15 protein-coding genes are annotated in these 14,830 nt (G+C 37.7%); 14 read left to right on the top strand and 1 reads right to left on the bottom strand.

Going from position 1 to position 14,830, the window contains the following annotated elements; all coding sequences use genetic code 11:
• Window positions 1-4 precede the first annotated feature (4 nt).
• The 12 genes from ACVWM0_RS10500 to deoD all read left to right on the top strand — a co-directional run bounded on the left by ACVWM0_RS10500 (window position 5) and on the right by deoD (window position 11,537).
• On the top strand, window positions 5-409 hold the full coding sequence (locus ACVWM0_RS10500) for a hypothetical protein (protein ID WP_476472568.1): 405 nt from the start codon (window positions 5-7) through the stop codon (window positions 407-409).
• 73 nt (window positions 410-482) lie between these two features.
• On the top strand, window positions 483-695 hold the full coding sequence (locus ACVWM0_RS10495; protein ID WP_476472567.1) for a zinc ribbon domain-containing protein: 213 nt from the start codon (window positions 483-485) through the stop codon (window positions 693-695).
• Window positions 696-799: 104 nt separating this feature from the next.
• The gene (locus ACVWM0_RS10490; RefSeq protein WP_476472566.1) at window positions 800-1,801 is read left to right on the top strand and encodes a LacI family DNA-binding transcriptional regulator; all 1,002 of its coding nucleotides are present in this window, start codon (window positions 800-802) and stop codon (window positions 1,799-1,801) included.
• A gap of 122 nt (window positions 1,802-1,923) precedes the next feature.
• Window positions 1,924-3,225, top strand: coding sequence for a pyrimidine-nucleoside phosphorylase (locus ACVWM0_RS10485; RefSeq protein WP_476472565.1), 1,302 nt, complete (start codon window positions 1,924-1,926; stop codon window positions 3,223-3,225).
• Between the two features lie 362 nt (window positions 3,226-3,587).
• Window positions 3,588-3,989, top strand: coding sequence for a cytidine deaminase (locus ACVWM0_RS10480; RefSeq protein ID WP_476472564.1), 402 nt, complete (start codon window positions 3,588-3,590; stop codon window positions 3,987-3,989).
• A gap of 50 nt (window positions 3,990-4,039) precedes the next feature.
• On the top strand, window positions 4,040-5,083 hold the full coding sequence (locus tag ACVWM0_RS10475; RefSeq protein ID WP_476472563.1) for a BMP family lipoprotein: 1,044 nt from the start codon (window positions 4,040-4,042) through the stop codon (window positions 5,081-5,083).
• Window positions 5,084-5,187: 104 nt separating this feature from the next.
• A complete protein-coding gene (locus ACVWM0_RS10470) occupies window positions 5,188-6,711 on the top strand; it encodes an ABC transporter ATP-binding protein (RefSeq protein WP_476473707.1) in 1,524 nt (507 codons plus the stop codon).
• The gene (locus tag ACVWM0_RS10465; RefSeq protein WP_476472562.1) at window positions 6,704-7,780 is read left to right on the top strand and encodes an ABC transporter permease; all 1,077 of its coding nucleotides are present in this window, start codon (window positions 6,704-6,706) and stop codon (window positions 7,778-7,780) included. Before ACVWM0_RS10470 ends, ACVWM0_RS10465 begins: the two co-directional genes overlap by 8 nt.
• Before the next feature lies 1 nt (window position 7,781).
• Window positions 7,782-8,735 (top strand): ABC transporter permease, encoded by a 954-nt coding sequence (locus ACVWM0_RS10460; RefSeq protein WP_476472561.1) that lies wholly within the window; start codon window positions 7,782-7,784, stop codon window positions 8,733-8,735.
• A 77-nt stretch (window positions 8,736-8,812) separates the two neighbouring features.
• Window positions 8,813-9,985 carry a phosphopentomutase gene (deoB, locus tag ACVWM0_RS10455; protein ID WP_476472560.1) on the top strand — a complete coding sequence of 391 codons (1,173 nt, stop codon included), beginning with the start codon at window positions 8,813-8,815 and terminating at the stop codon, window positions 9,983-9,985.
• Window positions 9,986-9,998: 13 nt separating this feature from the next.
• Window positions 9,999-10,814 carry a purine-nucleoside phosphorylase gene (locus ACVWM0_RS10450; protein ID WP_476472559.1) on the top strand — a complete coding sequence of 272 codons (816 nt, stop codon included), beginning with the start codon at window positions 9,999-10,001 and terminating at the stop codon, window positions 10,812-10,814.
• A 15-nt stretch (window positions 10,815-10,829) separates the two neighbouring features.
• Window positions 10,830-11,537, top strand: coding sequence for a purine-nucleoside phosphorylase (gene deoD, locus ACVWM0_RS10445; protein WP_476472558.1), 708 nt, complete (start codon window positions 10,830-10,832; stop codon window positions 11,535-11,537).
• Window positions 11,538-11,580: 43 nt separating this feature from the next.
• Here deoD and ACVWM0_RS10440 read toward each other — a convergent pair whose 3' ends face one another.
• Complete coding sequence (locus tag ACVWM0_RS10440; protein ID WP_476472557.1) at window positions 11,581-12,396, bottom strand: MurR/RpiR family transcriptional regulator; 816 nt, start codon at window positions 12,394-12,396, stop codon at window positions 11,581-11,583.
• A 164-nt stretch (window positions 12,397-12,560) separates the two neighbouring features.
• On the opposite strand from ACVWM0_RS10440, the gene ACVWM0_RS10435 reads away from it, so the two are divergent.
• Window positions 12,561-13,250 (top strand): N-acetylmannosamine-6-phosphate 2-epimerase, encoded by a 690-nt coding sequence (locus tag ACVWM0_RS10435; protein ID WP_476472556.1) that lies wholly within the window; start codon window positions 12,561-12,563, stop codon window positions 13,248-13,250.
• Window positions 13,251-13,282: 32 nt separating this feature from the next.
• Window positions 13,283-14,779 (top strand): PTS transporter subunit EIIC, encoded by a 1,497-nt coding sequence (locus ACVWM0_RS10430; protein WP_476472555.1) that lies wholly within the window; start codon window positions 13,283-13,285, stop codon window positions 14,777-14,779.
• Window positions 14,780-14,830 lie beyond the last annotated feature (51 nt).

Genomic DNA, 14,830 nt, shown 5'->3' with positions numbered 1-14,830 from the left:
AAATTTGAGAGCGGAACGTAAAGAGTTGAGAAAACGCCAACAAAGAAAAATTAAGTATGCTGTTCTAATTATTTTTCTTTTGATCCTTGTCATAGCAGTTGGTACAACAAAACTATTAAAATCATCCAATAAGTCATCAACTAATGTCGAGACAATTGCAACATCTAATAGTAGTACGATCAACAGTGGTGTTAATAAGAAAGATACAGAAGGAAGAGATATAAGGGAAACTTTGAATATGATGTTAAATTTATACTCTAATGTATCTGAAAAAATTCTACGAGAAGATCTTACTCTTGAAGAGGTAGATGATGTGCAAACTAGCATCGATAAATTGGAAGATAGTAAAATGAAAAGTGAATTAAATTACCAACTAGGTGCTATCAGAGATAGTTTATCTCAACAATAATGTTGTTAGTAGAAGAAGTGGAATAAACATATTCCACTTCTTTTTTATCTTAATTTATAAGGAGTGAGTCATAATGAATAAGAAACAATACGTATGTGATAAATGTGCGAACACAAGCTATGTCTCAGATCAGTTTCAAGCAACAGGTGGTAATTTTGCGAAGATATTTGACGTACAGAACAAGAAATTTATTACCATTAGTTGTCAAAGATGTGGTTTTACTGAATTGTACCGTTCAGAAACAACAGATGGCATGAATGTATTAGATTTTCTAATAGGTGGTTAAGCTAAATCAGTCTATGATTTAGCTTTTTTTATGGATTGACTAGGCTTTCATACCTATGTTTGTTAAAATATAAATAACAGAATCAAGAAAAGAAGGTGCCATCAGTGAAAGTCACTATTAAAGATATAGCAGCAATTACAGGGGTTTCAACGACCACGGTTTCTCAAATTTTGAATAACAAAGGGGAACGCTTTAGTGAAGACACGCGTCAAAAAGTATTAAAAGCGGTAGAAGAACATGATTATAATCCGGATTATTTTGCTAAAAATATGGTGCAGCGTCAATCAAAAACCATTGGTATGATTGTCCCAGATGTCACAGATTTTTTCTTCTCTAAGGTTATTGAAGGGGTCGAAACGTACCTAACCAAAAAAGACTACATGATTCTACTGTGTAATTCGAACCACTCAGCAGAGAGGGAAAAAAATTACATTAAGCAATTGCGTAATCGTTCTGTTGCGGGTATCATTTTGGCAAGTCCGAATTCTATTGAGTTAGAGAGTAATTTAAAGGATAGTCCTTATATTTTGATTGATAGAGGGATTAACACACGAGAAGAAGGTAACTTGTTGGTAAAAGAATACGAAGGTGTCTATGAAGCGATTCAACATCTGATTGATAACGGGCATAAAAAAATTGGCATGCTGACAAATGAATCCGGTTACTATGAGATGACGGAGAGATATCAAGCCTATGCTAATTGTTTGGTTGATAATGAAGTAGTGGTGGATAAGACTTACATTGAAGATGGGCCAGTGACGATTGAAGGGGGCTATACGTCAGCCAAGCGATTACTTGAAAAAACGGAAGTAACAGCTCTTTGCTGTGGTAATGATCAAATGGCAATTGGTGCGTACCGAGCCGCTTATGAAAAAGGCTTACGTATTCCAGAAGACTTATCGATTATTGGGTTTGATGATATAGAAATCGTCTCTTATTTGAATCCTCCATTGACAACCGTGGCACAACCAACTTTTGATATCGGCTACACTGCAGCAACGTACCTACTGGGTGCTATAGAGCATCCAGAACAGCCGATTCCGAATAAAACTTTTGAGACAAAATTTATTGAAAGAGATAGCGTATCAGTGATTGACGGGGCATAAAACCTATGTTATTCTGTATATGTAAGCGCTGTACTTGTAAAACATTATTTAGTAAACCGATTTACTAACGTTTACTACTGGACGTAAATCGGTTTACTTAAAGGAATTGGGGACTGAGTATAATGAGAATGGTAGATTTAATCAAGAAAAAGAGAGATGGAGACGTTTTAACGAAAGATGAGATCGATTACATCGTAACGGGCTACACAACGGGTGATGTAACGGATTATCAAATGAGTGCTTTTTTAATGTCTGTGTTTTTCAAAGATATGACAGATGAAGAAATTACTAACTTAACTATGGCGATGAGTCAATCAGGAGATGTGATCGATTTATCTGATATCAAAGGGATTAAGGTCGATAAACATTCAACTGGTGGCGTTGGTGATACAACCACACTTGTACTAGCACCTTTAGTTGCCTCTGTTGATGCTGCTGTAGCCAAAATGAGTGGTCGTGGATTAGGTCATACAGGTGGAACGATTGATAAATTAGAAGCAATTCCAGGCTTCCAAGTGGAAATTCCAAATGAACAATTTTTAAAATTAGTTAATGAAAGCTGTGTGGCTGTTACAGGACAATCTGGAGACTTAGCACCAGCTGATAAAAAAATATACGCGTTGCGAGATGTAACCGCTACAGTGGATTCAATCCCGTTGATTGCAAGTTCTATTATGAGTAAAAAAATTGCTTCAGGTGCTGATGCGATTGTACTAGACGTAACAACAGGCGATGGAGCCTTTATGAAGAACATTGAAGACGCTGAAAGATTGGCGCACACAATGGTACGTATTGGTAAATTAGCGAACCGTCAAACCATGGCAATCATTTCAGACATGTCACAACCTTTAGGTAACGCCATCGGTAATGCGAATGAGATTAAAGAAGCCATTGATGCTCTTCGTGGTGAAGGTCCTGAAGATTTAATGGAAATGGTTTACACCTTAGGAAGCCAAATGGTTGTACTTGCTGAAAAAGCGACAACGTTAGAAGAAGCACGCAGCATGTTAGAAGAAAGCATTGCTAACGGTAAAGCGATTGAGAAATTCAAAGAAATGATTCGCAATCAAGGTGGGGATGACAGTGTTGTCGATCATCCAGAAAAATTACCTCAAGCGAAATACATTATTGAAGTACCAGCAAAAGAAAGTGGTATTGTTTCTAAAATTGTAGCTGACCAAGTTGGGATTGCTGCTATGATGCTAGGCGCAGGGCGTCGAACAAAAGAAGAACCAATTGATTACGCAGTTGGTCTATACTTAAACAAAAAAGTAGGGGACAAAGTAGAAGTTGGGGAGTCTTTAGTAACGATTCAAGCGAACCGAGAAGAGGTTCAAGATGTGATGGATGTTATTTATAACAATATCACGATAGGCGAAAGCGGCGAAGAGCCAACATTGATTCATAAGGTAATAACCGAATAAAAAAATACTATCCATCAATAACGTTCATATTATGTAATAATATGTTGATTATTTTTGTGAAAGATAGTATCTTTTATTATAGGATTAGAACAATCTTTTTTAAGTCTTTTTTACCTAATTTAATGAGAGCCTATACCAGAACGGTAGTTTTTTAATGTTAAGAATTAAAAGAAATGTTTTTATTGCTTTAAAGTAAAAATTTCCAAATTATTCTCCCATAATGAAGCTAAAAATAGTAATATATAGGTAGGGTATTTAAGACTATAAAAGGTGGAAGGAGGTTCGCTTTTGCAGTAAATGGAACTTTCTCTGTTTTAAATCATGATGAACGTTGGATACAAAGTTAAATAAAGATAGGAGTCATGACGATGAGTGAAAAAGAGCAATGGATTGCTCAGGCAATACATGCATGTAACAATGCTTACGTTCCCTACTCTAAATTCCCGGTAGGAGCGGCCCTTGTAACAAAAACAGGAGAGGTTTATGAAGGTTGTAATATTGAAAATGCATCGTTTGGTTTAACCAACTGTGCAGAAAGAACGGCCTTTTTCAAAGCTGTATCTGAAGGAAACAAGGAGTTTCAACACCTAGTTGTTGTAGGTAACACAGAAGCTCCCATATCACCTTGTGGCGCGTGTCGTCAGGTTATGGCTGAATTTTGTTCGCCAGATATGCCTGTGACTCTTGTCAGCGAATCAGGAGAAACAAAAGAAACAACCGTGGCATCCTTACTGCCATACTCATTTGATAAAGATCAAATGTAATTAATTTAGGTGTTAAAAAAAATAAGATAAATAGTGGAGGGAACAACATAATGAAAAAAAGTACTATTTTTAAATCAGGTTTAGTTTTAGCTCTAGGATTAACATTAACAGCATGTGGTGGAAATGATAAGAAAGACGACGCTAAAACAGATGATTTCTCAGCAGCACTAGTTACCGACTTAGGTGGAGTAGATGATAAATCATTTAACCAATCAGCTTGGGAAGGTTTACAAGAGTGGGGTTCTGAAAACGGAAAAGAAAAAGGTAAAGGCGGATTTAACTATTACCAATCTAACTCAGATGCAGAATTCTTACCTAACTTAAACACAGCAGTAAATGATGGCTTCTCAGCAGTATTTGGTATCGGATTTAAATTACAACCAGCTATTGAAGACATTGCTGGAAGTAACCAAGACACAGAATTTGTTATTATTGACTCAGTAGTAGAAGGTAAAGATAACGTAGCATCAGTTGTCTTCAAAGATAACGAAGCATCTTACTTAGCAGGTATTGCAGCAGCTCAAACAACAAAAACGAAAAAAATCGGATTTGTTGGTGGACAAGAGGGCGAAGTTATTGGTCGTTTCCAAGCAGGATTTGAAGCTGGAGTAGCATCAGTTGATCCAGATATCAAAGTTGACGTTCAATATGCAGGTTCATTCGGTGATGCAGCTAAAGGTAAATCAATCGCAGCAGCAATGTACAAAGGTGGCGTTGACGTAATCTTCCACGCTTCAGGAGATACTGGTAACGGTGTATTCTCAGAAGCTCGTGACATCATGAAAACTAAACCAGCTGATCCAGTATGGGTAATCGGAGTTGACCGTGACCAAGAAGAAGAAGGTAAATACGACGGTGGTAACGTAACATTAACATCAACACTTAAAGGTGTAGGTACTGTTGTTAAAGATATCGCAACAAAAGCAGAAGCTGGTGAATTCCCTGGTGGTGAAACATTAGTTTACGGTTTAGCTGATGGTGGTGTTGATTTAACAGAAGGTCAATTAACAGACGATGTTAAAAAAGCAGTAGAAGATGCTAAAACAGAAATTAAAGATGGTAAAGTAGAAGTTCCAGAAAAACCAGCAAAATAATTAAATAATTATTATTAGGTTTTTAGTCAGTCGTCTCGTTCAAAGTATTTATCCGAAATAGTTAGGAAGTGAAGAAAGTGAATAAATCACAGTCTGTGATTGAAATGAAGAACATTACAAAAGCTTTTGGAACATTTAAAGCCAACGACAATATTAATTTAAACGTAAAAAAAGGTGAAATTCACGCGTTGTTGGGCGAAAATGGTGCTGGTAAGTCAACATTAATGAACATCTTATCTGGATTGTTAGAACCTACTTCTGGAACAATTCTTATTAATGGGAAAGAAGAAAAAATCGCGAATCCTACTGTCGCAAATCATTTAGGTATTGGGATGGTTCATCAACATTTCATGTTGATTGATAACTTTACAGTAGAAGAAAATATTGTCCTAGGCAGCGAACCAACAAAGTCAGGCGTTCTTGATAAAAAGAAAGCCTACGAAGACATTATGGCTGTTTCGGATAGATATGGATTCAAGATTGACCCTAAAGAACTTGTTAGTAACATCTCTGTAGGGATGCAACAACGTGTTGAAATCTTAAAAACCCTTTATCGTGGGGCGGAGATTTTAATTTTCGATGAGCCAACAGCTGTATTAACACCTCAAGAAATCGATGAGTTAATCGCGATTATGCATGGTTTGGTTAATGAAGGTAAGTCAATCGTTTTAATCACACATAAGTTAGATGAGATTAAAGCCGTGGCTGACCGTTGTACGGTTATCCGTCGAGGTAAGAGTATTGAAACAGTAGAAGTTGCTGACGTGACACAACAAGATTTAGCTGATTTGATGGTTGGCCGTTCGGTGTCATTTAAGACACCGAAAGGACCAGCACATCCAACAACTCCAGTCTTAAAAATCAATGATTTAGTGGTAAAAGAAAATCGTGGGTTAGATGCAGTGAAGGGCTTGAACTTAGAAGTAAGAGCCGGTGAAGTTGTAGGGATTGCCGGAATCGATGGTAATGGTCAAAGTGAATTATTACAAGCGATTGCTGGTATGCGTAAAGTAGAATCTGGCACCATTGAAATCAATGGCAAAGACATGACTAATTTACGTCCACGTCAAATTACTGAAAATAGTATGGGACATGTTCCAGAAGATAGACATCGTTATGGGTTAGTTCTACCAATGACTTTATCTGAGAACATTGCGCTACAAACATACTACAAAGAACCACTGAGTAAAAATGGTCTCTTGAATTATGGAGAGATTAATACTCATGCAAGAAAATTAATCGAAGAATTTGATGTTCGAACACCAAGCGAGTTAGTACCAGCTAGTGCCTTATCTGGTGGTAACCAACAAAAAGCGATTATTGCTCGTGAAATTGACCGAGACCCAGATTTATTAATGGTGTCTCAACCAACTCGTGGGTTAGACGTTGGGGCGATTGAGTATATTCACAAGCGCCTGATTGAACAACGTGATAATGGTAAAGGTGTTTTAGTTGTCAGTTTTGAATTAGATGAAATTTTAAATGTGTCAGATCGTATTGCTGTAATGTTTGAAGGAAATATTACAGGTATTGTAGATGCAAAAGAAACCAATGAACAAGAACTAGGTCTATTAATGGCCGGTGTACCTCTTGAGGAAGTAAGGAAAGGGGCGACGGATAGTGAGTAAACATCGTTCAACAATTAAAAATATATCAGTGCCAGTACTTTCCGTACTATTCGGTTTATTATTAGGCGCAATTATCATGGCAGCCTTTGGTTACAATCCTTTTACAGGATATGGCGCTATGTTACAAGGGGCCTTTGGTCGTCCTTATAACGTAGGTGAAGTGATTCGTTTAGCAACACCGCTAATCTTAACAGGGTTAGGATTCTCAGTTGCTTACACGGCAGGATTCTTTAATATTGGTCTTTCAGGTCAAGCATTGTGTGGTTGGATTGTTTCAATCTGGTTAGCAATGACATTCCCTGATTTACCAAAAATCCTTTTAGTACCATTATGTATCATTGCAGGAACGATTGCAGGGGCATTATGGGCAGGAATTGCCGGGTACCTAAAAGCTCAATTCGGTACCAGTGAAGTTATTGTCACAATTATGTTAAATTATACTATTTTACATATTAGTAATCATTTGGTTCGTTATGTCTTTACAGATGATGCTGATGCAACAAAACAAATTAGTCAAAATGCTAGTTTAAGAGCCAATTTCTTAACACAAATGACAGAAGGTTCTCGATTGAATATGGGTATCTTCTTAGCCATTGCGATGATTTTTGTTGTATGGGTATTAATGAATCGTACAACAGTCGGATTTGAATTACGTTCTGTTGGTTTGAACCCTGATGCATCTGAGTATGCAGGGATGAACTCTAAGAAAAACATTGTCTTAGCAATGTTAATTTCTGGAGGATTAGCAGGTATGGGTGGTGTTGTAGAGGGTCTAGGAACATTCCAAAACCTTTACGTACTAGGTTCGGTACCTACTATTGGATTTGATGGTATGGCGGTATCTCTACTAGGTGGAGGTAACCCAATTGGTATTTTAATTTCAGCTCTATTATTTGGGGTTCTGAAAATTGGTGGATTGAGTATGCCTGGTAGTGCAGGAGTACCTAATGAGATTGTAGAAATCGTGATCGCTTCTATTATCTTCTTCATCGGAATTAGTTATGCGATTCGTTTTATTTTAGATAAAATGAATACAAAAGAAAAAGCTGCTAAGAAAGGAGATGCCTAGTATGGTTTCAATGTTATCAATAATTGTCTCATCAGCCTTGGTGTATTCTGCTCCTTTAATCTTTACAGCTTTAGGAGGAACTTTCTCTGAACGAAGTGGTGTCGTTAACGTTGGTTTGGAAGGGATTATGACCATTGGTGCCTTTAGTGCCACAGTCTTTAACCTCTTTACTGTTGATACTTTCGGTAGTATGACGCCTTGGGTTTCTATGTTGTTTGGTGGATTAGTGGGAGCAGTGTTCTCATTAATTCATGCTGTTGCAACAATTAATTTAAGAGCGGATCATATTGTCAGTGGTACAGTAATCAACTTGATGGCTCCTGGTTTAACAGTGTTCTTAACAAAAATGATTTTTGATGGACACGGTCAAACAGACATGATCAAACAAACATTCGGGAAATTCAGTTTCCCAATTCTAAAAGATATTCCTGTTGTAGGACCTATTTTCTTCACAGGAACCTCTGCTCCAGCTTATGTAGCGATTGTGATTGCGTTTATTTCTTATTTTGTTATCTATAAAACAAAATTTGGTTTACGTTTACGTGCTGTAGGTGAAAACCCTCAAGCAGCAGATACATTAGGAATCAACGTGTATGGTATGAAATATGCCGGTGTGGTTCTTTCTGGTTTATTAGGTGGTATGGGGGGAGCCGTTGCGGTTCAATCAATATCAGGTCAGTTCTCTATCTCAACGATTGCAGGTCAAGGTTTTATCGCCATGGCAGCGATGATTTTTGGTAAGTGGAACCCAATCAGTGTTATGTTAGCAGCGATATTCTTTGGCTTATCTCAAAGTTTGGCTGTTATCGGAAACTCGATTCCCGGTATCAGAGAATTACCAGCTGTTTACTTACAAGCGGCACCTTATGTATTAACAATTATCGTATTAGTAGCATTTATCGGTAAATCACAAGGACCAAAGGCAATTGGAAAAACTTATGTAAAATCAAAATAAGCCCAAGAACGTGCCAAAGTCTTTATTCTTTGGCACGTTTGTTATAAATTAAATTTTTTGGAAGAAGGTCGACTTTAATGTATAAACGTATTCATTTAGTGGTATTAGACTCTGTGGGAATTGGTGAAGCACCAGATGCAGATAAATTTGGTGATGCAGGTAGTCATACGTTAGGTCATATTGCAGAAGAAGCAGGACTTGTTGTGCCAGAAATGGAACAATTAGGACTTGGAACCATTGAAGCGTTGAAAGGCGTAAAAGCGGTAGAAGATCATAAAGGATATGTGACAAAATTAGAAGAAATTTCTGTTGGAAAAGATACAATGACAGGTCACTGGGAAATTATGGGATTAGACATTCAAACACCCTTTAGAGTATTCCCAGAAGGATTCCCACAAGATTTACTAGATAAAATTACTGAATTTTCAGGACGTAACATCATTATGGGAGCAAACAAACCTTATAGTGGTACGAAAGTTATTGATGACTTTGGTCCAGAACAAATGGAAACAGGCTCATTAATTATCTACACATCAGCGGATCCTGTGCTACAAATTGCGGCTCATGAAGATATTATTCCATTAGATGAGTTGTATCGTATTTGTGAGTATACTCGTGAGATTACCAAAGATGATCCTTACATGATTGGTCGTATTATCGCAAGACCGTATGTCGGTGAACCAGGCAACTTCACAAGAACACCAAATCGTCATGATTATGCGTTAGATCCATTTGGTAAAACAGTACTAGATTCATTGAAAGACAATGGTAAAGATGTGATTGCTGTTGGTAAAATCAACGATATCTTTAACGGACAAGGTATCACAGATGCTGTTCGTACTAAATCTAATATGGATGGTGTCGATCAATTATTGAACGTGATGAAAGAGGATTTCACTGGGTTAAGCTTTACTAACCTTGTTGACTTTGACGCATTATTTGGTCACCGTCGTGATGTGAAAGGGTATGCTCAAGCATTGGAAGATTTTGATGCACGCTTACCTGAAATTTACGAGGCAATGGGTGAGGATGACCTGTTACTTATCACAGCAGACCATGGTAATGACCCAACGTATCCAGGAACAGACCACACAAGAGAGTATGTACCATTATTAGCTTACAGCAAGAACATGACAGGTCAAGGAACCATTAAGCAAGGTCATTTCTCTGATATTTCAGCAACGATTGCTGAGAACTTTGGTGTACCAGCAACAGAAAACGGAATTAGTTTTTTAGATCAATTAAAGTAAGGGGATAAAACACATGTCATTAAGCACACAATTAAAAGAAACAGCACAATATATTCAAGAACAAGGGGTAGGCAAGGTTGATTTTGGGTTGATTTTAGGCTCAGGTTTAGGTGAATTAGCGGATGAAATCACAGATAGAATTGCGATTCCTTACGAAAATATTCCACATTTCCCAGTATCAACAGTGGTTGGTCATGCGGGTCAATTAGTTTATGGTACGTTATCAGGTAAAAAAGTATTAGCAATGCAAGGTCGTTTCCATTACTATGAAGGTCATTCAATGCAAACAGTGACATTCCCAGTACGTGTGATGAAAGCTTTAGGAGCGGATTCATTGATCGTAACGAATGCAGCTGGTGGTGTGAACACATCATTCTCACCAGGAGATTTAATGTTAATCACAGATCAAATTAACTACACTTTTGATAACCCATTGATTGGTTTAAATGAAGATGACTTAGGACCACGTTTCCCTGATATGTCAGAAGCTTACGATAAAGCTTATGGTATTGAAGCGAAAAAAGTAGCCGACGAATTGAAAATCACTTTACAAAAAGGGGTTTACATGGGTTACTCAGGACCTACTTACGAAACACCAGCAGAAATCCGTATGTCTCGTTTATTAGGGGCAGATGCTGTTGGTATGTCAACAGTTCCTGAAGTGATTGTTGCCAACCATATGTCAATGCGTGTTCTAGGAATTACATGTGTGACAAACTTAGCAGCAGGTATGCAAGCTAACTTAAACCATGCAGAAGTAGTGGAAACAACAGAACGCGTGAAAGCAGACTTTAAACAATTAGTGAAATTAACATTAGAAAGAATTTAAGGAGCGATTATCTAAATGAGCGTACATATTGGAGCAAAACAAGGCGAGATTGCAGATAAAATTTTATTACCTGGAGATCCACTAAGAGCGAAATATATCGCAGAAACTTTTTTAGAAAATCCAGTGTGTTATAACGAAGTTCGTGGCATGTTAGGTTATACAGGGACGTATAAAGGACATAAAGTGTCTGTTCAAGGAACAGGTATGGGAATTCCTTCTGCGTCAATTTACATCAACGAATTAATTCGTGAGTACGATGTTAAAAAATTATTACGCGTGGGAACATGTGGCGCGTTAAGAAAAGATGTTCATGTGCGTGATCTTGTTTTAGGTCAAGCAGCCGTGACAAATTCAGCCTTCATGAACGCTGATTTCCCAAATCATACATTTGCTCCTATTGCAGATTTTGATTTGTTACAAACAGCGCACACCATTGGTAAAGAAAAAGGATTTAATATTCATGTAGGAAATGTACTATCTGATGATAGTTTCTATAAAGATGATTTATCAGATACATTTAAACTAGGTGATTACGGTGTTTTAGGTGTTGAAATGGAAGCCGCAGTGCTTTACTATTTAGCCTCTAAATACGGTGTTCAAGCACTGGCTTTAATGACGGTTAGTGATCACATGATTACAGGAGAAGAAACGTCATCAGAAGAACGTCAATCAACGTTTGATGAAATGATGATTGTTGGTTTAGAAACCTTAATCAAAGAATAAAAATAAAAAGAAGCTTGGAATCTATGATTCCAAGCTTCTTTTTTTAGTTGATCTGTTTATTAACAATGGAGCGGGCAATTTTTTCACGCATAGTTAACTCATTGATGCCGTAAGTTTTTTCATAGTAAGTAATCAACAAATCCATTGTAAAAATTTGAGATACTTTTCCTGTAAGGGAACCGCCATTAAGTAAGTATTCTTCAATCGCGGTCTGTAATACCACATCGCTTAACTGAGCAATAGGTGATAGAACGTAGTTAGTCACCGAAATAATGCGTGCCTTATTTTCTTTGGCTACAACCAGAGCATCATAAACGTCTTGGGTTTTGCCTGTTAAACTAAAGGCGATAACCACATCTTCTTCATTAAAAAGAGCCGCTGTCATGGCTTGGTAGTGAGGGTCTGTGATGGCTTGAGCACTCAGTCCCCCTCGTAAGAAACGAGATTGCATGTCTTGCGCTGTAATACCACTTGATCCAACACCAAAAATATAAATCCGTTTCGCTTGATGGATGATACTAGCTGCTTCTGCTAATTTTTCTTCATCAGCCACAGCACTTGTGTCATGAATTGACTGGATCAAGCGTTGTTCGATGGAAGAGATGAATGAATTAGTTGCTTGTTCAGTTGTAGCATATCCTTGTTTAGCAATGTCTATTTTTAAATCTGAAAAACCACTGTACCCTAATTTTTGACAAAATCTTACGATGGTTGCATCCCCCACCATGGTCGCTTTTTTTATGTCTTGGAGTGTTTGATGGAGTGTCTTCTCTCCAGAAGAGACAATAAAATCAGCGACCTTTTTTTCTGATTTTGTTAGGAAATCGTAGTTGTTATGTATGTTTTCTAAATAACTCATCCCGTATTCATCCTTTTAATTTAGTTTCTTCCATTCTATTGTCCTAGAAAATAAAAAAAAGTCAATTTAAAGTTTTCTCCAACTTTACATTTTTGGAGGAAAGTGCTATATTCTAATTGGAGAATAACTCCAATTTGTATTTTAAGGAGGAAAAGTGGAGAGTTATGGAAAAAGAGACATTTTTAAAACAAGTTGAAAACGGTTTAATCGTTTCATGCCAAGCTTTACCTGGGGAACCTTTATACACTGAAACGGGTGGCGTGATGCCTTTATTAGCAAAAGCTGCTGAATTAGGTGGAGCAAAAGGATTACGTGCTAATTCTGTAAGAGACATTCTAGAAATTAAAGAAGTAACAGATTTACCAATTATTGGGATTATTAAACGTGATTATCCCCCACAAGCGCCGTTTATAACAGCGACGATGAAAGAAGTGGATGAATTATATGCAACAGGTGTGGAAGTAATAGCACTTGATTGTACCTTACGTGAGCGTTTTGATGGCGTGTCTATGCCAGATAACATTCGCCTCATTAAAGAAAAATACCCAGATGTGTTGTTAATGGCTGATATTGCTACTTTTGAAGAAGGGTTAGCAGCGTTTGAAGCAGGAGTTGATTTTGTTGGGACGACTTTAGCTGGCTACACTGCAGAAAGCGAAGTCATTGATGGACCAAATTATGCCTTGATTCAACAACTAGTGGATGCTGGGATGGATGTGATTGCTGAAGGTAAGATTTATACACCAGAGCAAGCACGTCGTATTCAAGAGATGGGTGTGGCAGGAATTGTTGTAGGTGGGGCTATAACAAGACCAAAAGAAATTACAGCAAGATTTATCGACGCACTACAATAAAAAAGGAATTTAGTTAAATAGGAGGAATAAGTATGTTTAAGAAGTTTTCTCAATTAGGTAGAGCGTTTATGTTACCTATCGCTATTTTACCCGCAGCAGGTTTGTTATTAGGTATTGGTGGGGCTTTATCTAATGCAAGCGCGATTCAAGCCTATCCTTGGTTAGATCAAGCTTGGTTACAAACTATTTTAACAGTGATGAGCAATGCTGGTAGTGCTGTTTTTGGTAATTTAGCTTTAATTTTCGCTATTGGTTTAGCTGTAGGGCTGGCTAATGGAGATAAAGGAACAGCTGGTTTAGCTGGTGGGGTATCGTTCTTAGTTTATACGGCAACGATTAGTGGTTTATTGCAATTATTTTCACCCGACACAGCGATTGATACAGGTGTTGTTGGTTCAATTGTTATTGGTGGAACGGTGGCATTCTTACATAACCGTTATCGTAAGATTGAATTACCAACCTTTTTAGGCTTTTTCGGTGGGTCACGATTTATTCCAATCGTGTCATCTTTTGCCTCTATCTTTATTGGTGTGCTCTTTTTCTTAATTTGGCCACCGATCCAATCAGTGATGACAACAACAGGTGAAGCAGTAGCACAAATGGGAAGTTTGGGGACTTTCCTTTATGGCTTCTTATTACGTCTAACAGGGGCTGTAGGACTTCACCATACTATTTACCCAATGTTCTGGTATACGTCTCTAGGCGGCTCAGAAGTGGTAGCTGGGGAGACAATTGTTGGGGCTCAAAACATTTTCTTTGCTCAATTAGGTGATCCTAATCATACAGGCTTGTTTACTTATGGTACACGTTTCTTTGCCGGTCGTTTTGCAACAATGATGTTTGGTTTACCGGCAGCCTGTTTAGCCATGTATCATGCGATTCCAAAAGAAAATCGTAAAAAAACAGGTGGATTGTACGCCAGTGGTGCATTAACTTCTTTCTTAACAGGGATTACAGAACCAATTGAATACATGTTCTTATTCAGCGCACCATGGTTATATGTGATTCATGCTTTCTTAGATGGGTGTTCATTCCTTGTCGCTGATTTATTAAATATTCGTATTGGGAACTCATTCTCAGGAGGTCTAATTGACTTCTTACTGTTTGGGGTATTCCAAGGTCAAGCAAGAACACACTGGCTATATGTTATTCCAGTAGGTCTTATCTGGGCGTTTGTGTACTATGCTGTCTTTAGTTTCTTTTTACGCAAGTTCAATGTGTCTATTCCAGGGATGGAAACAACAACGGGTGACGTTGTAGAAGCACCGAAAAAGGGGAACCAAAGCTTACATGATGAGTCATTAATCATTATTGATGCTTTAGGTGGTGCTGATAACATTACGTCTGTAGAAGCCTGTGCAACACGTCTAAGAGTGTCTGTTAAAGACAGTAGTGTTGTCAATAAGGAACCGTTCAAAGTACTAGGTGCTGCAGCTGTCTTAGAATTAAGCGGTGGTATCCAAGCTGTCTTTGGCGGGAAAGCAGATCTTTATAGTCAAGAGATTAATCAAATATTAGGAGCCGAATAATCTGAAACCTTTTGTACCAAAAAACACTCGCTAATGGGGATAGCGAGTGTT

The sequence above is a fragment of the Vagococcus sp. 211 genome, assembly GCF_056322705.1.
The sequence above is the reverse complement of the archived record's forward strand: the minus strand, read 5'-3'. Positions and strand labels throughout refer to the sequence as shown.